At 39.8% G+C, this 18303-nt stretch carries 19 protein-coding genes; 1 reads left to right on the top strand and 18 read right to left on the bottom strand.

Going from position 1 to position 18303, the window contains the following annotated elements; all coding sequences use genetic code 11:
• Window positions 1-244: 244 nt before the first annotated feature.
• The 10 genes from GSQ84_RS19085 to GSQ84_RS19040 all read right to left on the bottom strand — a co-directional run bounded on the left by GSQ84_RS19085 (window position 245) and on the right by GSQ84_RS19040 (window position 10040).
• Window positions 245-1342, bottom strand: a complete 1098-nt coding sequence (locus GSQ84_RS19085) for an acyltransferase (protein WP_158798892.1) — start codon at window positions 1340-1342, stop codon at window positions 245-247.
• A gap of 487 nt (window positions 1343-1829) precedes the next feature.
• Complete coding sequence (locus GSQ84_RS19080) at window positions 1830-2222, bottom strand: thioesterase family protein (RefSeq protein ID WP_158798890.1); 393 nt, start codon at window positions 2220-2222, stop codon at window positions 1830-1832.
• Window positions 2223-2291: 69 nt separating this feature from the next.
• Window positions 2292-2639, bottom strand: a complete 348-nt coding sequence (locus GSQ84_RS19075) for a TfoX/Sxy family protein (protein WP_158799363.1) — start codon at window positions 2637-2639, stop codon at window positions 2292-2294.
• A gap of 600 nt (window positions 2640-3239) precedes the next feature.
• Entirely contained in the window at window positions 3240-4304 is a 1065-nt protein-coding gene (locus GSQ84_RS19070) for a LacI family DNA-binding transcriptional regulator (RefSeq protein ID WP_158798888.1), read from the bottom strand.
• Window positions 4305-4317: 13 nt separating this feature from the next.
• Complete coding sequence (locus GSQ84_RS19065) at window positions 4318-5859, bottom strand: beta-N-acetylhexosaminidase (protein WP_254070912.1); 1542 nt, start codon at window positions 5857-5859, stop codon at window positions 4318-4320.
• A gap of 25 nt (window positions 5860-5884) precedes the next feature.
• On the bottom strand, window positions 5885-6646 hold the full coding sequence (locus GSQ84_RS19060; protein ID WP_174238678.1) for a glucosamine-6-phosphate deaminase: 762 nt from the start codon (window positions 6644-6646) through the stop codon (window positions 5885-5887).
• A gap of 3 nt (window positions 6647-6649) precedes the next feature.
• The gene (gene nagA / locus GSQ84_RS19055) at window positions 6650-7852 is read right to left on the bottom strand and encodes an N-acetylglucosamine-6-phosphate deacetylase (protein WP_158798884.1); all 1203 of its coding nucleotides are present in this window, start codon (window positions 7850-7852) and stop codon (window positions 6650-6652) included.
• Between the two features lie 110 nt (window positions 7853-7962).
• Window positions 7963-8268, bottom strand: a complete 306-nt coding sequence (locus GSQ84_RS19050) for a GNAT family N-acetyltransferase (RefSeq protein WP_158798882.1) — start codon at window positions 8266-8268, stop codon at window positions 7963-7965.
• Window positions 8269-8361: 93 nt separating this feature from the next.
• On the bottom strand, window positions 8362-9390 hold the full coding sequence (locus GSQ84_RS19045; protein WP_158798881.1) for a prolyl oligopeptidase family serine peptidase: 1029 nt from the start codon (window positions 9388-9390) through the stop codon (window positions 8362-8364).
• 65 nt (window positions 9391-9455) lie between these two features.
• Window positions 9456-10040: a Crp/Fnr family transcriptional regulator gene (locus tag GSQ84_RS19040; RefSeq protein ID WP_158798879.1), complete on the bottom strand. Its 585-nt coding sequence runs from the start codon at window positions 10038-10040 to the stop codon at window positions 9456-9458.
• A 113-nt stretch (window positions 10041-10153) separates the two neighbouring features.
• On the opposite strand from GSQ84_RS19040, the gene GSQ84_RS19035 reads away from it, so the two are divergent.
• Entirely contained in the window at window positions 10154-11524 is a 1371-nt protein-coding gene (locus GSQ84_RS19035) for an MFS transporter (RefSeq protein ID WP_158798877.1), read from the top strand.
• A gap of 21 nt (window positions 11525-11545) precedes the next feature.
• Here GSQ84_RS19035 and GSQ84_RS19030 read toward each other — a convergent pair whose 3' ends face one another.
• The 8 genes from GSQ84_RS19030 to GSQ84_RS18995 form a co-directional block, all read right to left on the bottom strand.
• A complete protein-coding gene (locus GSQ84_RS19030; RefSeq protein ID WP_158798875.1) occupies window positions 11546-11800 on the bottom strand; it encodes a hypothetical protein in 255 nt (84 codons plus the stop codon).
• A 75-nt stretch (window positions 11801-11875) separates the two neighbouring features.
• Window positions 11876-12124, bottom strand: a complete 249-nt coding sequence (locus tag GSQ84_RS19025) for a protein tyrosine phosphatase (protein WP_254070911.1) — start codon at window positions 12122-12124, stop codon at window positions 11876-11878.
• Between the two features lie 125 nt (window positions 12125-12249).
• Window positions 12250-12933, bottom strand: a complete 684-nt coding sequence (locus GSQ84_RS19020; RefSeq protein WP_158798871.1) for a MarR family winged helix-turn-helix transcriptional regulator — start codon at window positions 12931-12933, stop codon at window positions 12250-12252.
• Window positions 12934-13050: 117 nt separating this feature from the next.
• On the bottom strand, window positions 13051-14304 hold the full coding sequence (locus tag GSQ84_RS19015) for an NAD(P)/FAD-dependent oxidoreductase (protein ID WP_158798870.1): 1254 nt from the start codon (window positions 14302-14304) through the stop codon (window positions 13051-13053).
• Window positions 14305-14309: 5 nt separating this feature from the next.
• Window positions 14310-14954, bottom strand: a complete 645-nt coding sequence (locus tag GSQ84_RS19010; protein ID WP_158798869.1) for a flavin reductase family protein — start codon at window positions 14952-14954, stop codon at window positions 14310-14312.
• Window position 14955: 1 nt separating this feature from the next.
• The gene (locus GSQ84_RS19005) at window positions 14956-15672 is read right to left on the bottom strand and encodes an SDR family NAD(P)-dependent oxidoreductase (protein WP_158798868.1); all 717 of its coding nucleotides are present in this window, start codon (window positions 15670-15672) and stop codon (window positions 14956-14958) included.
• Between the two features lie 64 nt (window positions 15673-15736).
• A complete protein-coding gene (locus GSQ84_RS19000; RefSeq protein ID WP_158798867.1) occupies window positions 15737-16573 on the bottom strand; it encodes a phytoene/squalene synthase family protein in 837 nt (278 codons plus the stop codon).
• A gap of 219 nt (window positions 16574-16792) precedes the next feature.
• Window positions 16793-18220 (bottom strand): TonB-dependent receptor, encoded by a 1428-nt coding sequence (locus tag GSQ84_RS18995; protein WP_158798866.1) that lies wholly within the window; start codon window positions 18218-18220, stop codon window positions 16793-16795.
• Window positions 18221-18303 lie beyond the last annotated feature (83 nt).

Raw genomic sequence — 18303 nt, 5'->3', positions numbered from 1 at the left:
TGTTTTGTAACTGGATTGAAAAGGTATTGATCTCTAATCAAGAGGGTACCTTCTTAAAAGGTTCAAATCTATCTAAAATTCAACCCTGATATGACCTTAATCCGGATTATGACCTTTATATGGATAAAAACCAGCGATCTTCCTGTTTAGTTACAGAAAGCACGAATGTGGTGGGAGAAAAGTTACCAAGTACAGCAGTCTCAGCCGCCAGGGAGTTTATTACACCAGTTGATCCATAGCCGACTTACGTTACGACCTGTTGGGTCTGAACCTTAAATAATCTACTCAATATCTTTTTACGTCTTTTCAAAAATACTTCTTCTACCATGACCGTGAAGAAAATCGCAACTGTAAATGTGATTAGTAAATATGTAATTAAAGCTCCAATAGGATTTTTAATATAAGTGGAGATAAATATCACAAAAACAGGATGCCACAAGTACCAGTTATAGCTGTAATAAGCGATAAAACGGATTACTTTAAACCTTGAAAAATCCACATAATAAAGCCCTGACATCATCAAAAAGAAAGAGAAAGGAACAATTGAATGAAGATATATTTTCCCGAACAATACTGAATTGAAACTTACGGTAAAATATATGGTTCCGACCAGTATTAAAAGCCCTAAAGAGAAGCTGAGAAATTTATAGACTGACGATTGCAGGATTTTGCCGCAATATATTACCATAAGATTCAACAGAACGCCCCAGGCCAAAGCATCAATTCTGTTATGTGTTCCTGCATAAGTGTCTTTACTATTTGTAAAATAATAAGAACAAAATTTGAAAAATATACCAGCAATAATGGTTAAGATAACCGATATAAAAATCACATTGACTTTGTGTTTTTTATTGGCAAAGGTTTGAATCAGTATGAATAAAATAGGTAACAAAATATAGAAATGCTCCTCGACACATAATGACCATACATGGTCAAAACTCCAGTGGAATGGCCCGCCCGTATAATTCTGGTAAAAAAACAAGTATCGCTTCATATCCCAAAATGGTATAATTTGTTCAGGATGGCTATTCCGATAGAAGCCAAACGCAATAAGGCTACCGAATACTATAAAAGCATAAAAAGAAGGCCAAATTTTAAATCCTCTTTGAAGAAAAAACTTAAGGAAATTGATTTTTTTATCAGATTCTAAATTTTTAGTTAACAGGCCCCCAACAAGTAAACCAGATATCACAAAAAATAAGTCAACACCCAGATTTCCAAGCGGCAAAAATCTATTGAAATGAAATATGACTACGCAAATAATAGCAATCCCACGAAAAAAATCGACACTTGAATTTCTATTGGGATCTTTTAAAACCTGAAAGGCTTTCAATTTTAGCATGTTTACTATTTTATTAAATGGTATATAAACTTCCACTTATAAAACTCAAACTACTGATTATCAAAGTATATAAAAAATAAGCCTATAAAAGATTAGTTCATATGAAATTAATAACAACAAGTATTCTATTCAGAAACATGATTTTAAATCACCTGAAAACGGTGAAAGTTGAATCATATTTATAAATAATTGGTAAGAGCATTAAACGTATAAGCGATTAATTGAAATAAATATAGTACCAATTTCAATAAAAAAAAAACGACTCATAAGCCTATTTAAGCACTAAATATCAAACACTTACATGCTAAATCGAAATAAATTACACTAAAACGTTTATCCCAAACCTGAAAATATTTTCAAATAGTCTTAAAAAATATCAGGGATCTTGAATATGGGAGAAAACATGGTGATTGGGACAACTCCTATTTTTTACCTTAAAAGAATAAGGAGAGATTGCAGCCCGTTACCGATCAAATTAGTTCAATATCTAAATGTCTAAATGATCAAAAACTTCCCCTCTGCTTAGCTTGTCATTGATTTTAGCAATTACCTCAACCTTTGCTTTAAGGCATAAGGCATCATCTGAAAGACGGAAAATATCCTGAAAAAAGACAAGCTTTACGCCCTGCCTTTCGGTTCTTAGCTTCACCGCAAAATGATCCCTGCTGGTCAATGATCTTTTAAAATCCATTTCTATCCGGGACACCATTAACAGGATACCTTTTTCGGTCAGTTCTTTAAATGAATTAGCTTTCGACAAAAGATATTCATGCCTGGCATGTTCCAGGTAACCCTGATAAACAGCATTGTTAACTACTCCCTGCAGATCACACTCGTAATCTCTTACCTTCAGTTGAATTTCAAATATATAGTCTTGCATAGTTGTCATTATGATCTTAACAGTTTCTGAGGGGATTAGAAAAGCCTTATCCGATAGGAAACGAGTAAATTAGGTTTTAGGTCTTTTTTTGGAAGATTTAGCCTGTGGGTTAAATTTCAAACAAAGGTCAATCCAGTAGTTGAAGTCTTTGTTGTTCCTGATATCTTCAGCTGAAACATATACATAATCCTTCATCACGGTCTTACCGTTTACCATTTGCCTGCAATTCCCTTTTTCCAATTCTATTTCTGCTTGTTCAGCGCCGATACGGCAAAGAAATTCATCATCAAAGGTACAGATGCACATTTTATCGTCTACCATAAAACACATGCCGCGGAACATTTCTTTTTCCTCAATGGTCAGGGAAGTATTTAATGTTTCCCTGATTCTGTTCACCAATACTTCCTGATAAGCCATTTTAAAATATCTGTTTACAAAACTATTAAATAATACATGGGATAGGAAAGATTTTGCCATCACATATCCCGGATTGCCTGGGTTGCTACAATAGGAGAAGACAGTGTTCAGGTTGTGCCCGGGTTGTAGTCGGAATGAGACCAGTCTCACTGCAGTCTCTCTCCAATATGACTCCAATGTTTTTCAGGAATATATTGGAGTCATATTGGAGAGAGACTAGTAGCACTATGCTCTCACCCCGAGCACTACCTAACGTTAACCCAGTCACAACCCAATTCCTGGTGATTTTACAAACAGATGGAATTGCCAGATCAGACCATTAGTGTCGGGGCTAAAATTGAACTTTATATATAACCTGTTGATTATGCCATTGATCGTGATTAGCTTTGATTTAAGAAGGTCCTGAGTTGTCATTTGTATAACGTTATAAAAATGACAAATAAAAGTCTCGCCAATAACGAGTTAAACCCAAACAGAATTAGAGTCACGCACTGATATAATTATAGATCAGATCTGATACGGGAAAAATACCGTCCCGTTCAAGACAGCTATTTTAGTAGAAGAATTTGGATCAGCAGAATGCACTCATGTTTCGCCCGGCTAATTTCCGTAAACAGCATAGTTTTCCCTGGTAATGATATCAATCGGCATAAAATGAACTTTTTCTATAACTTCATTCAGGATCAGGTGCTGATACAATGCCATAATCCCCTTATATCCCTGCTCCTGGGGTTTCTGACAAATCAGAAAATCAATCGTTCCTTTTTTTAACTGTTCGATATTATCCTTCAGGAAATCAAAACCGATCAACAATTTATCCGTGATTTCGGCTTGTTGAAGATATCTTGCAACAGCACTAACCCTTGAATTGGTGACAAAAATTCCCTGTATATCTGGATGTGCTGCAAAAACCGCTGAAAGCTGTTGCGTGATGAAGACATCATCTGTTTGCCTGATATCTGCTCTTACAACTTTAATAGAAATACCCTTGTCTTTAAAATAAGTATTGAAGCCTGTTTCCTTACGCAGTAAATGATGATCATTATCCAGATCCTTTGAAATATTCACGACTAGAACTTTTCCTTCTTTAATTGCATAACCGGCCAGATGGGCACTTAAATATCCGCTGTTAAACAAATCAGGTCCAATATAACTGAGGCTATCCACTTCAGGAAGGTCAGAATTGATCAATACATAAGGAATTTTTGCAACCTGACAGGCTGTAACAAATTCAGCAGATTCTCCAATAAACGAAGGAGCTAATAAAACCCCATCAGAACCGTCCTTTAAGATTTTTTTTGTAAGGCCTACAAAACTTTTCCGGTCGTTCTGATCAAAAAAATATTTTTCGATATGGATGCCATATGGCTTAAGCTCCTGTTCTGCCTTTTCAATGCCAATCAGCGGTGCTTTCCAGAACTCAGTTTCTGCTGAAACTCCCGGTATCAATATGGTAAAACGAAGATTCTTTTTTGAAGCCAGACGCTGCGCCATAATATTTGGCTGGTAATCGAGTTCTTTAATGATCGATTGGATCAGGATTCTGGTTTTTTCAGAAACACCTGTACGATTGTGAATTACACGGTCCACAGTGCCTATAGATACATTTGCCCGTCGGGCGATTTCTTTTACGCCAGCCCGTTCTGGCTGATGAGTTTTTCCCATTTAAAATAGTTTATTACCTGTTTTTTGATAATCGGTCATACAATAACTGGACTTTAACCAGGCGCAATTGGTTATCAAGAGCCAGCTCTGAGGGATAAAAGGTGTCCTGATTAAGTGCGGTATACCGAAGGTTGGTTGCTTTGATTTCGTCCAGCAAAACAGCAAGCTGATGTTTAATTAAAAGAAGTCCGGCTTCCTTAAAATCTGCCGCATTGACTGTTGCTTCCAGATGCTGGTAAGTTAGGTATTGAAGGCGTGTATCAGCCATCAGGCTATATTGCGCATATTCATCTTTGTTTTTTAAAGGTTTCAGTGAATGAATAGTTTTTGCGGATGCTGCTGCACTATCTACTAATTGGGTTAATGAGATGGGCCCTTTTACCTTTCCATTGATTACTTCGTATGGGGCTGCTTTTAAAGCGTTCCAAAATATGATAGCCTGAGCCTGATTAAAGCCATAATTCACGTTACAGTAGTGGATGACAAAAACTTCAATGTTGAGTGGCTGTTCCGTTTTTAGGCTTTGTGTAAAGGCATCGATCAATAGATTAAAAGCTGTTAGCGGGTAAACACGCCTGATAGGATAAAGATCCATCAGGTCCTCGCCAGATTCATTTACCCGGTCGTACACGCCAGAAGTAGACCATGAAGTCAGGATCATTCCCTTGTAACCCAGCTTACGTGCGGCTGGTAAAAAATCTCTTATATTTTCAAAATGTTTTTGCCAGAGGGTAAGGTTATAATTGTCGGGGCTGCTTCTTAAACTTGCCGCACCCCAGATCTCGAAACCGCTTTTCATTAACTTTTCATGATCACCAAATTTATCCATCCCCCATCCATAGTTCCAGTCTACAAAAATCACCTGCTTAGGTAAATATTGCAGGGCATCAGGATATTTTAATGCAATATCGGCCCAAAGTACAGGTATTTTGCCCAGTTTAATTACAATGTCACACATCAGTTTGATATGTTCGCCATATAATTTAGCTATTCCATCTTTCTCTACCCTAGCCCTACAAATAGGGCAATGACCCAATAAATGTGTTTCATCACCACCAATATGGATGTATTTAGAAGTATGCGAAGCAGCCAGTTCGGTAAACAGATCGGTGAACAGTTTTTTATTCAGCTCTTCCTGTGAAGGGCAAACCTGTGACAGGTCCTGTTGGTCTTCACGCTGTTGGCTATACCGGTTATGCCGAAGGATATATTCCACATGACCAAAACTTTGCTGCAAAGGAATCAGGTCTATCCCCAATTGGTTACAATAAGCTACCAAGTCTTTAATCTCGGCTTTGGTATAGGCATAACGATTAGCAATTAAGGGATGTGAGGCATAAGGATAAGTTGCTTCATATTCTATGATCAGGGTATTAATGCCTCCTTGTTTCAATTTGAGTACCAGCTTTTTGATTGACGGCATTTTCATCACCTGTATACGAAGATCCAGGTGAAAACCTCTTACAGGAAATTCATTTTTAGTTTGCTGCGCATAACTGACAGTGCAGTAAAGAAAAACAAGAATGGATAAAACAGATAACTTTTTCAAGAACATACCGATATAGATTAATAGAAGTGAATTAAATCAATGAGGCACTTGCTGCATCCAAAAACAGGATAACATCAGGATGTTTTCTGAGTATGGTAGAAGGATAATTTTCCTGAATAGTTTCAGTTAAGGTATGATGAATGGCCTGTGCTTTTTTCTCTCCCGGAACAACACAGTAGGCAAAACGTGTCTGATATAGAGCAGGGATAGTTAAGGTTAAGGCATGAACCGGCACTTGATCCAGCGTTTCAAAACATCCATCGTTTACCTGCTGTTGCCTGCAAGCCAGATCCAGTTCTACCACTTTCACTAACTGAGGATCATTAAATTCCGCAACATGCGGATCGTTAAATGCCAGGTGGGTATTTTCACCAATACCGAGGCATACGATATCAGCAGGCGATTGTTTGAGCAGGAGTGCATAACGTCTGCATTCTTCATCCAGATCCGCAGCATTACCATTCAGATAATATACTTTGTGGAAAGCCACCTGATCAAAAAGCCGTTCTTTTAAAAAATTCCCGAAGCCCTGAGAGGCTGATGCATCGAGACCGATGTACTCATCCATGTGAAATGCATTGATACGGCCCCAGTTTACCCCGCTGTTCAACAGTGCAGTCAGAAACTCATTTTGTGAAGGAGCCGCAGCGAAAATGATATTTACAAAATCCTGCCGGGTTAGCAGGTCTGTAATCTTTTCAGTTACCGCAACGGCAGCAGCCGAACCCATTTCCGCTCTGGATGGATAAATGTTAACGACCAACTGATCTTTCTGAATCTGACGAATAGACATAATTTAATTTATAACTGTGTTAAATCCTTTTTTGCTGTATATGACTTTGCCATTGATGATAGTGGTTTTGATGTTGATCTGTTCATCAAAAATAACCAGGTCGGCATCTTTACCTGGGGTTAAGGTTCCTTTTTTATCTGCAATGCCCATAATAGAAGCAGGTGTTTTGGTGATCATTCTTACTGCTTCTATCAGGGGTACGTCAGCCAGTTTAATCATATTACGTACCAGCAGATCTGCGGTAGCTACGCTCCCTGCAAAGGAAGAACGATCAGGTAATTTAGCTACCCCATCTTCTATAATTACGTCTAAGCCATTTTTAAGACTACCCAATATACTTGGTCCTTCTGGCATGCCGGCAGCCCTCATGGAATCGGTAATCAGGGCAATACGGTCGGGGCCCTTTATTTTATAGATCAGTTTTAACAAGGGCGCCGGGAGGTGTACCCCATCGGCAATCACTTCTACATTCATGTTATCGATCAGAAAAGCGCTTTCAATTACGCCTGCATACCGAAATGCATTTCTGCGGGTTACTCCAGACATTCCCGAGTATAAATGCGTAGCAAGCGTGTAACCGTTCTCAAAAGCTTCTACAACTTCTTCATAGATGGCATCTGTGTGCGCCAACGCGGGCAACACACCTTTAGATAACAGGTATCTTGCAAATTCGATGGCCCCTTTTAATTCAGGGGCGGCACTCCAGCGTTTAATTACTTGGGTTCTGGAAAGGATATCCTGGTATTCTTCCGGATCAGGATCCCGAATATAACGGGGGTCTTGTGCACCGCGCTGGCTCATTGCAAAATAAGGCCCTTCCAGATGGAGGCCTAAAAACTGCGCACCCGAATGGTTAATTCGTGTGGCCTGTTCATAGGTGGATATCGTGTCTATCAGGTCTTTTTTTCCACTACTTAGTGTGGTTGGAAACATGGATGTGGTACCATATTTTGCATGGGTTTCGGCTATGCTTAAAAAGCCCTGCAAGTTGTTGTCCATGAAGTCGTGGTTTCCGCCACCATGAACATGCAGGTCGATAAACCCCGGTGCCACATAATGCGCCCTGGCATCCAGTTCCTCCGCTTCCGGCGTCTCTATATTTCCGTTACCGATTTCTTTAATGAGGCCATCCTGAATCAGGACATAACCATTTGGAATGATGCGGTAAGGCGTGATGAGTTTTGCATTGAATATTTTTAAAATCATTTTATAGCCAGGTTATAAATGAATATATACAGCAATATACGCTTTCGTGTGCGTACACGGAAATATATTTTTATCAACCTGCCTTTATGATGGGCGGTAAAGAATAATGCTTAAAACTTGATTTTGCTATCGCTCCGAATGTCTTTGTACAGGTCGGGATGCCTGTCAAACTGCAGGTGTACAAAAGAACACATGGGGATCACTTTTAGATGATTCTCTCTGACATAGGTGACCATGGATTGGAGCAGCATACCCGCATAACCTTTTCCGCCCTGGTCTTCATCTACCTCGGTATGGAATACGGTCATATCCTTCCCTTTAATTTCGACTATCATTTCGCCTATTTTTTTTCCTGCATCGTAGAGGTTAAATGCAGCAGGTTCGTTTTCCAGGGTTTCAAATTTGATTTCTGCCATGATGCTAAAGTTAAAAAGAAAATCCGATCATGCTATGCAGAATAATGATGATAACATTTAAAGAAATCGATACTAAGCAGGCTACAGTAATAATTATGTTAAATTCCTCTTGAAAAATTCCACAGCCATACCACCAACCAGTTCATGCACCGCATGTCTGTTTACCGAAGGATTATCATTGAACATGGCTATACCGCTTTTTTTAACTTCAGTATTCGCTTCATTCAAAAACAAGTAGTGGCCTGCTTTTCCCGGAACCAGATATAACGTCGATTTTGAGAGTAACTGATGATAGTGTTTTACGTTTGTTTTAACCGGCGCTATACTATCACTTTGTGCACCAACTAAATAAACCGGATCTTTAACACTTTCAAACTGGTTTTCGTGAATAAAGCCCTGTCCTATGGCCGGACAAATAGCAAAAAAAGCTTTAATACGACCATCTTTTAATACAGGGCTGTTGATAAACGATTCCCTGACTGCCGCTTCATCTAAAGTTTTTAGTAATCCTGGAAATTCGGGGATGGCTGTTTCTTTTATTCCTTCTGTTGTTTTAGTAAAAGCGGTTAAGGCATTCAGATCTAACCTGGCACCAGCAAGCGCCAGTACCGTATAACCGCCGATGGAAAAGCCTGCAGCCCCAATACGTTGTTTATCTATTATTTGATCTAAACTTTTATCTTTTAAGATTTGTGTAAGTACAAAGCTGATATCCTGCGGTCTTTGCCATGGGGTTAAAAATTCAATTGCAATCTTATGATCATAGGTATTTCCCCAGTGGTCTACCGCAGCTACGATAAAACCTTGTTTTACCAGTAAATCGGCCATCCATTCCAATGTCATCCGGCCACCACCTGTACCGTGCGACAATAAGATGAGTGGATGTTTTGAGACAGGATAAACCCCGTTTCTTACGGTAGGTTCCGTCAGGAAGGGATAATCCTCTTTCGGGGATGGCTTTCTATCGTCGTTTGTTGGATACCATATTTCGGTAACCAGCTTTCTGTTACGGATGGTATCGTTAAAATAAAACGTCCTTTCCCCAATAACAGTTTCACCATTTTGCGCAATCGCTGCAAGAGGTAATAGAAATAATAAACTTAAAATATATTTGAATCGCATAGCCAAAGAATATCTGCAAAACAAGATATTTTATAAAAACTGGTGATTGACAAATGTCAATAAATTTATCTTTTTGACTTTAACCGGCTCAGCGTTTCCTGCGATATTCCCAGGTAATCAGCAATCATCCTGGAAGGAAACCTTTGTATAAACGAAGGACTGGTTTCCATCAGGGCCTGGTAACGCTGTTTCGCATCCATGGTGATCAGACTTTCAATTCGTTTGATCGATTCAATATATTCCTTTTCAAGGATGATGCGATAAATACGCTCCCAGGCCGGATATTCATGAAGTAAAACATTGAAATCTTTATAAGAGATATAAAGCAGATCGGCTGGTTCAAGGCTTTGAATCGATGCCAAAGATGGTTCCTGCAATTTAAAACTCGGGAAAGACGTCCCGAATTTGTTTTCTGTAACCAGAAACCTTGTCGATTCATTGCCATTGTTATCCAACAGATAAATCCGCAGGCAACCCGAATTCACAAAATACAGATAGCTACATACCTCATCTACAGATAGCAGTAATTCATTTTTTTTGGTTTTTTTGTGCTTAAATTTCTTGCAAAATTCAGTGATTTGATCGTCAGCCTCCAAATGCAGCGACAGAAACTGCTTAAAAAGTCTGTAAGGATCGTTAGATAGTTGCATAATCAAAATTATAAAATTTTAGGGAGTACAAGAACAGCGGAATTGGTAGTACTATTGTCCCTGATGATCCGTACTTTCGCAAGCTAAATGGATTAAATTACGGCACGAATAATATGAGCGAAACCACTAAAACTCCTTCTGTAATTTCTTTTGGCTGGATAGTAACAATCACAAGCCTTGCCTTTGTAGTTGCTCAGCTGGATGTATCCATTGTAAATATTGCACTGCCACAAATTGCACACACTTACCAGGCCAGTATCAGTACGCTGCAATGGATCATTGATGCCTATACACTAGCCTTCGCAGTATTGATGCTTTCTGCAGGCAGCATTAGTGATCTTTTAGGTGCGAAGAGAATTTTCCAGCTGGGTATGTTTATTTTTGGCGTGGCCTCTGTAGGATGTGGCTTCGCCTGGAATGCAAATAGCCTGATCAGCTTTAGGGTTTTGCAGGGCTTAGGTGCTGCTACGATGATCCCCAGTTCACTGGCCATCTTAAACCAGGCTTTTGCACATGATCCGGCAAAACGCACCCGTGCCATAGGACTATGGACCGCAGCAGGCAGTGCAGCAATTGCGGCTGGCCCTATTGTAGGAGGCCTGCTAATAGAAATCAGTAACTGGCGGTTTATCTTCTTTGTAAATGCCCCTATCTGTGTGGCCGGTATTTTATTAAGTATAAAACTTAGACAGCAGCATACCCCTGTAAATAAAAAGTTTGATTTCGCCGGCCAGATTGCATGGATGTTATCGATCACTACACTGATTGCTGTGATCATTGAATGGCCAAAATGGGGTTTTGAAAATCCCCTGGTGTTTGGAGGCCTGATCTTCAGTGCCATTATGTTAAGCTTATTTTTATATATCGAAAAAAAAGTTCCCCATCCCATGCTGCCCCTGCATCTTTTTCGCTCTTCAACATTTAACACTCTTCTATTGCTGGGTGCTGTTTTAAACGGCGCTTATTATGGAACGGTTTTCATACTGAGTTTGTACCTGCAAAATGTACTGCACTACCCCTCGCTTACGGCGGGGCTTGCTTTTCTGCCTCTAACAGTAGGGTTTGTAATCTCTAATTTGGCGAGTGGCAGAATTATCAACCGATATGGGATACGGGTACCTATCCTCATTGGGCTCACCTTATTCATAGCTGGTTTCGCCGGTTTATTTATTGCTAAAGCAGATACGCCTTACTGGCAGCTGTTACTTCCGTTTTTAATTATCCCTATAGGTATGGGATTAGCAGTTCCTTCTATGATCAATGGAATATTGGCCAGTGTAGATAAATCCCTATCCGGTACAGCTTCTGCCGCATTAAACACAGCAAGGCAGGCAGCTGGTGCGATAGGTGTTGCAGTATTTGGATCTGTAGCCGCTGGTGGTGATGCTTCTATCCTTCATGCTGTTAGCATAAGCGCAATGATTTCTATAACCGGTGCAGTGCTGATCGCTGTTTTACTTTTTCGCTACTTAAAACCTGTTTAATTTTGAGATTGATCAGCCTTATTACGAAAAGTCAGTCCCATCGTCATCCAGATCCTCACCGTTCAAAGCTTCGAGATCATATTCGTCCACATTGGTGTCAGGATCATCATTCGGATCTAAGTCCAGATCTTCATTGCTGTTGCCAGTATCATCAGCTGAATTGTAACCACTGTTCACTTCTTCATTGATTGGTTTTTCAGCTTTTGCTGATTCCTGTTCTGCCGAAAGTATTAATTTATTGTCTGCATCCAGGCGTTCTTGTTCAGTAGGTTCCATAATTTGAGATTTTGATAAAAAACAACATATATCCAATTTGGTTTCAATTTAATAAATTGAATAAGCTAAATTAGGTTAAGAAACAGGCAAATAAGGTTCAATTGATCTTTCCAGCATACCCACCAATTCGATATCCATGTACTGGTATTCATCAGGGATTTCCAATATGACAACCTGCTTACCGGACATTATAGCAGGATATTTCTGAATCAGCCATTGTTTGTGATGTTTTTCCATTACGAATATCAAATCTGCCCATGCCAGCAATTTTTCATTCACCTTGATACGTGCTGAATTTGAGGTACCAGCTGAACGAACATTCAAAACTTCAATAAGCTTAAAAATATCTTCAGCGGTTCTGCTTCGCCATTGGTTTCGGCTACAAATAAAAAGGAAATTATTCAATTACTTTAAGATGAATGACGGGTATAAAGTTAAGATCAATTGGTCTAATCCTGTTTATCTTCAGCAAATGTTTTCAAATCTTCCTTAGTTTGGATTGTTTTCTTTTCATAATGCTCATAATGGAAGTCCTCGAGTTTTTGAAGCAGATATTGCAGGGTTAATTTTTCAGCAACGGTTAATCTGCCGGTGATCATTTTACCTACATTGTTCATATCTTTGAATACCTGGTACAACAATGTCTTTCCCTCTTCAGTAATGCCGATTTGCTTACCGCGTTTATCTTTTAAGTTATCCCATTGTTTGACCAAACCCGCAGTAATCAAACGCCTGATCACTTCCGAACCTGAAGTTTTCTCCTGTAAATTATAGCTGATCAGCTCACTTTTAGACAAATGATCATGCGTAAGCAGGATAGCAAGCCCTGTAAAGTCTTCCCCCGTTTGCAGTGGTGTTCCTTCCAGCGCTTTTTTGATATACGATTTCGCATAACGGCTCATAAACACAAATAATCTGCCGATATTATTATCCAGCTGATAGGCAATATCCAGTGCAGCCCCTTCACTTGCCCCAAATCTCACCTCATCATTCACCAATTTTGTATCAGGACTCCCCAAGTGGTTAATCAGAAAACCTGCAAAATCCTGTATAGAAATCTCCTGTCCCTTTTGTTCTTCCTCCAGTTGTTCTACCAAAGTGATTAATTGATGAATAAGGTGATATGATTTCATAATATTTCAGGATTAATGCCAGAGCGACCAAAATTAAGATCTTTTATGTTGTTATACCATTTTTTGTGATTGTGGTGCAACAAAAGTTAACTATTGATAAATTTTCTCACAGATTATCTAACTCATTTGACTGATGATCGCTTCGGCGGCCAGCCTTCCGCTTTTCATGGCTGCATTGATAGACCCATTCATTAAATGATCACCACAGATAAAACAGTGCTCATCTAACTGTAAGGCTTCCCGCGACAAATCATTAGTGATATGATCATCATTTGGCAGCGCATATCTGATCTGATAAGTCCTTAAATGTTTCCAGTTTATAGCATCGGGATACCAGCCAGACAGCTCTTTGATTGCTTTGGACTGGAGCGAGACCACATCTTCTTTCGAAAAATCACCCACCAGGGAAACAGAGATCAGCGCTTCTCCATTGGTAGAATAAGCAGGAGACACCTGATCTATCACGGCTATATTGTTCACCAGCTTTCCGGGTAAGGTATTTAAAGCAATAATTGGGTTTTTGAAAGGAGGATTTTTAGCAGTAAAATAGATATTGGTTACAGATTGAAAAGAAGCCGTTAGCTGCTGGTGTGGTGGAGGTAAATGAAGCTGGTCGGTTGCGATTAATATATACGCAGCGCAATAAATATTCCCGGACCTGGTTTTTACCTGATTGCCCTCAATAGCAGTCACACTTTCGTTCAGGAACAACTCTGAGGAAGAAAGGTCCTGAGCCAGCTGCAAAGGGATCATCCCCATTCCTTTGGCAGGAATAGCCGCATCGCCTTCACTGAACATTTTAAATACAAACTCAAACATCCTGCTGGAAGTGGTTAGTTTGTCTTCCAGAAAAATACCGGTCATGAATGGTTTGAAGAACTGGCTGATCATCCTATCGCTAAAACCAAAAGCCTGAAGATAGGCCATAGTGGTAGTTTCCTCTTCAGCAAATATCGCATCAATTTCTTTGGCCGCCAGCTTTAACTTCAAACGCAGCATCCGCAGCTTATCTGGTAGTGTTCCCGCGGGAGATAACAACGTCTTAAATAAAGATGATGGTCTTCTTAAGGGATCACCAATTTCCGTTGTTCCTTCAGCATTTAAAATCAGGGCACCGGGATTAAACGGACGCAGATCTAATGCTTCATAATCCAGAAAACGTTTTGCTTCCGGGTAAGCAGTTAACAATACCTGAAAGCCACGGTCCAGCAAAAAACCGTCGACCACATCTGTCCTCACCCTTCCTCCAATTGCATCTGAAGCTTCGAGAACTTTGACCAACTTACCTGCCATTTTCAGCACTTTAGCCGCTGTTAAGCCCGCTAATCCGCCTCCAATGATGATTACATCGGCGTCTTTTTCCTGGTCCATAAAAATTATCTTTTAATTGTTAGTTCCTTAGGTTCAATCCCTGGTTTGGCATAAGTTAAACGCCCAACAGGTTTTGGAAGATAATAACTGTCTAAACCTGTTAAAGTCATGGTTTCTGCCTGTATATGATCTACAAATCCATCCTCCTCGATCAGCGGGTCATCAACTAAAATATGCACTACTTCTCCAATCACGATAGTGGTACCATTGATCTCCATATCGATAGTTTCCCGCAGTTCCAACCCTACCCTTACCGTAGACTGACCTACAAAAGGTGCTTTAAACTTCTCGGTGTAGATTTTTTTAAAACCGCATTCGTCAAATTCTGAAACTCCTGCCGGATAACTGGCACTGGTTTGATGTGCCTGTTTATAAAATTCTGGTAAAACGTTATTTAGCGTATACTGACCCACTGCTTTGATATTTTTTAGTGTATCATTATGTTCACGCTCAGGACGGATCACCATTCCGAAGAGCGGAGGATTAGAACCCAGGTGAAATACTGAACTTACGATGCAAAGGTTGGTAACCCCGTTTGTATTACTGGTGCCTACCAGGTTGAGCGATTTGTAACCCGTTAAGCTGTTGATCAGGTTAATACGATAGTATTTGTCCAGTTCAGAGATTTGGTCACTGTTAATGCTTTTCATGTCAAATTGTTTTTATTTTACCCAATCCTCCATCTATACCAATTACCTGGCCAGTCATCCAGCTGCTTCCTTCAGAAAGTAAAAATACGATAGACTGACTGATATCTTCAGGTTGCCCATAACTACCTAAAGAATGTCTTTTTGCTGAAGCTTCTCGTTTTTCTGGCGTGTTCAGCAACTGCTGGGCCATGGGCGTATCAGTCAATGAAGGAGCTACCACATTGACCCTTATTTTTGAAGAAGCCAGTTCTGCGGCAAGTGATAAGGCCAATCCTTCCACTGCAGCCTTAGCTGCCGATACACTGGCGTGATAAGGCATACCTATTCTTGCAGCAACAGAACTAATCAGCACTACCGATGCAGCACCGGCATTCTTTAAAGATTTAAGGGCATACTGAATGGTCTTTGCAGCTCCAAGCACGTTGAGCCTGTAATCCTTTAAAAAATCTTCTTCTTTCAGCCTGTTAAACGGTTTGAGGTTAATACTACCAATAGCGTAAACCAAACCATGAAGCTGATCGGGTAAAAAATCAGTTAACGCATCCAGATTTCCGGTGATGTCCAGCGCAATATGATGAATATCTTCAGGCCAGTCTTCAGCTATCGTTCTCGAAATTACATACACTGCCGCCCCCTGTTCACTCAATAATTTCACAAGCGATAACCCAATACCCGAGCTTCCACCTGCAACTAGTACGTTTTTTCCTTTAAAATTCATGATTTATATAATTTATTAACGTCATTTCAAGCAAATGAGATTACAGATTTAGAGGAAAACTGCTTTACATCACATTCAGTTTATAACGCACCAGGGAATCAAACATCAGCCAGAATTTGTAACCGTTTGAAACCCGTATCCTTTCAGACATCACCCGCTCCGCAGGGGCCTTACCAATTTTCCGGAACAGATGATGATAGTAAACATAAGCCAGATAAACGCCCTTTTTACAGGAACGCGGTAATTCTCTGATCCCATTTAAGGCTTCTTTAAACTCTTGGTGGATATCCTGTTCGATTTTACTTTTGTCCGCATCAGAAAAGGCAGACAGATTTACATCCGGAAAATAAGAACGGCTCAGTTCCTGATAATCTGCATTTACGTCCCTTAAAAAATTCACTTTCTGAAAAGCAGAACCCAGTTTCATTGCCGGCAAACGCAGGCGTTCAAAATCGTCCTGATTACCATTTGTAAAAACATGAAGACACATCAGCCCAACTACCTGTGCAGAACCCAGTATATATTCTTCATATTTTTCCATCGTATAGTCCTGCTCGGCCAGGTCCATTTCCATACTTTTTAGAAACAGGCTGATCAACTGATGTTCAATACCGTACTGATTAACAACCTGTTGAAAGGAGTTGAGCACAGGATTGATACTGATCCCCCGCTCAATGGCCAGAAAACAGTCTTTCTTAAGTTCCTCCAGCATCGTAGATTTGGGATAATTATGGAAGCTGTCAACGATCTCGTCGGCCAGCCTTACGAAGCCATAAATTGCATAGATTGGCTGGCGTATTTCTTTATTTAAAAAATAAATACCCATTGAAAAACTGGTGCTGTAAAGCCTGGTCGTCTCCTTGCTGCAGATAGCAGATAATAGGTCAAATCTCTCTTTCATTAATACCGTTGGTGTGTTTTTAGATTGCACCATGTGTTATTAAATGCAACACAACTAGTACATATTTGTTTTAAATATAACAATAATGTACGTTGACGTATCAAATAAAAAGATGATATTCCTATTTTGTTTAAGGTAATGATATCACATAAAATTCCTTATCAATTGATAAGGAATGCTCGCTATGAATGAATTATAAAGAGGAAATTCTGGATTTGATTAAGCCACAGAAAATCCAAACAAGGATCTTTCTTTAATTAATGCGGCCACTTTCTCTGGTACATATTCTTCCCAGCCAAGTGCATTTTGCTTAACCAATTCGAGTACTGAATCAGTCTGCACGTGAAGATTATTCACGTTATAGTTTAGTATATCCGCAATTTTATCATTTGCAATCAAATACTCAAACAAGTCTATCAGGTGAGGAGGCGGAAAAAATCTTTTGGAATTATAGACTATTCCATCTCCTAAAGTAGGATAGATAAAGAGTTTTACTTTTCTGCTGAACAGCGTTGCAAAGGCTTCCAGGATGCCACCCTGAAGGCTCTTATAATGCTCTTCGTTAAAAATAAATTCCAGGTTGGGATAGCCCAGTACAACGCCCATTTTAAGACTGGTGATCTTCGATAAATAAGCGACCAATTTATAATATTCGTGAAAATTGGAGATTAAAACCGTTTGTCCCATGGAACAAAGAATGTCCACGCGGTCTAAATAATCTTTCTCATTGATTTCAGCGAGTTCATCAGCCCCTCTTTCTTTCAGGGACTGCAAGGTAAGTTCTGTAACCACAATCACTTTAGACGGATCAACATCAGGCTCCTCCATAAACCGTTCGATCCCTGTGTTGATCATATCCATGTGGATATTGATCAGCGGACGGAAGCGGCCACGGACAATCATGATATGCTTTTTATATAAAACTTCTGATGGCTGCAGGTTTTTACCGTCAGGCCCAAATACGGCCGCATCAGATAAACCGAATTTCACCAGGTGCAAACTCATCAGCCGGTTGTCAACTTCACTAAAACCAGGACCTTCAAAACGGATCATATCTATCTGGATTCGGTCGCGCCCCAGGTCATCCAGTAAGGAAAGTATAAATACTGAAGGCGATTTATGGTAATTAAAACAGGCATATAACAAGTTAACCCCTAGGGTACCTACCGCTGAGTGCTGTAAACCATGGTCATTATCCAGGAGTTTCACGTGCAGTACCACATCATGAAATTCACCATTAGGTTCTTGCTGATAGCGTACACCCATCCAGCCATGCCCTTCATTGGTTTTATAATAATTTAGTGACGAAAAGGTATCCGCAAAAGCAAAAAAGGTTGAATCATCACCTCTCTTAGCGGCTAAACGCTGAATTAACAGGTCATATTCGTGACCAAGCATAGAGATCAAACGCTCCTCACTTACATATCTCTTGGTTTGCTGAACCCCATAAATAGCATCAGAAAAGGCCATATCATAGGCAGACATGGTTTTGGCAATCGTACCATCGGCAGCTCCTGACTTAAAAAAATTAGCCGCCACATCCTGGCCTGCACCAATTTCCGCAAATGAGCCATAAATTTTTTTATCGAGGTTAACGGCGAGTGCCTTTTGCTTTGTTCCTATATATTTATTGTGAATGTCTTCCATGCAGCTAATTGGGATTGCTATATCATTTTACGAAAGCTGCAAGTTAATCATCTTATCAATAATAACTGTCACAGAAGTACCCG

The organism is Pedobacter sp. L105, assembly GCF_009765875.1.
Taxonomy (GTDB): domain Bacteria; phylum Bacteroidota; class Bacteroidia; order Sphingobacteriales; family Sphingobacteriaceae; genus Pedobacter.
The sequence above is the reverse complement of the archived record's forward strand: the minus strand, read 5'-3'. Positions and strand labels throughout refer to the sequence as shown.

Excerpts from the sequence above, each read along its gene's own strand:
- GSQ84_RS19000 (WP_158798867.1), bottom strand. The coding sequence starts at position 16,573 with ATGAAAGAGAGATTTGACCTATTATCTGCTATCTGCAGCAAGGAGACG.
- GSQ84_RS19035 (WP_158798877.1), top strand. The coding sequence starts at position 10,154 with ATGAGCGAAACCACTAAAACTCCTTCTGTAATTTCTTTTGGCTGGATA.
- GSQ84_RS19020 (WP_158798871.1), bottom strand. The coding sequence starts at position 12,933 with ATGAAATCATATCACCTTATTCATCAATTAATCACTTTGGTAGAACAA.
- GSQ84_RS18995 (WP_158798866.1), bottom strand. The coding sequence starts at position 18,220 with ATGGAAGACATTCACAATAAATATATAGGAACAAAGCAAAAGGCACTC.
- GSQ84_RS19085 (WP_158798892.1), bottom strand. The coding sequence starts at position 1,342 with ATGCTAAAATTGAAAGCCTTTCAGGTTTTAAAAGATCCCAATAGAAAT.
- GSQ84_RS19045 (WP_158798881.1), bottom strand. The coding sequence starts at position 9,390 with ATGCGATTCAAATATATTTTAAGTTTATTATTTCTATTACCTCTTGCA.
- GSQ84_RS19075 (WP_158799363.1), bottom strand. The coding sequence starts at position 2,639 with ATGGCTTATCAGGAAGTATTGGTGAACAGAATCAGGGAAACATTAAAT.
- GSQ84_RS19005 (WP_158798868.1), bottom strand. The coding sequence starts at position 15,672 with ATGAATTTTAAAGGAAAAAACGTACTAGTTGCAGGTGGAAGCTCGGGT.
- GSQ84_RS19010 (WP_158798869.1), bottom strand. The coding sequence starts at position 14,954 with ATGAAAAGCATTAACAGTGACCAAATCTCTGAACTGGACAAATACTAT.
- GSQ84_RS19065 (WP_254070912.1), bottom strand. The coding sequence starts at position 5,859 with ATGTTCTTGAAAAAGTTATCTGTTTTATCCATTCTTGTTTTTCTTTAC.
- GSQ84_RS19040 (WP_158798879.1), bottom strand. The coding sequence starts at position 10,040 with ATGCAACTATCTAACGATCCTTACAGACTTTTTAAGCAGTTTCTGTCG.
- GSQ84_RS19060 (WP_174238678.1), bottom strand. The coding sequence starts at position 6,646 with ATGTCTATTCGTCAGATTCAGAAAGATCAGTTGGTCGTTAACATTTAT.
- nagA (WP_158798884.1), bottom strand. The coding sequence starts at position 7,852 with ATGATTTTAAAAATATTCAATGCAAAACTCATCACGCCTTACCGCATC.
- GSQ84_RS19030 (WP_158798875.1), bottom strand. The coding sequence starts at position 11,800 with ATGGAACCTACTGAACAAGAACGCCTGGATGCAGACAATAAATTAATA.
- GSQ84_RS19015 (WP_158798870.1), bottom strand. The coding sequence starts at position 14,304 with ATGGACCAGGAAAAAGACGCCGATGTAATCATCATTGGAGGCGGATTA.
- GSQ84_RS19080 (WP_158798890.1), bottom strand. The coding sequence starts at position 2,222 with ATGCAAGACTATATATTTGAAATTCAACTGAAGGTAAGAGATTACGAG.
- GSQ84_RS19050 (WP_158798882.1), bottom strand. The coding sequence starts at position 8,268 with ATGGCAGAAATCAAATTTGAAACCCTGGAAAACGAACCTGCTGCATTT.
- GSQ84_RS19070 (WP_158798888.1), bottom strand. The coding sequence starts at position 4,304 with ATGGGAAAAACTCATCAGCCAGAACGGGCTGGCGTAAAAGAAATCGCC.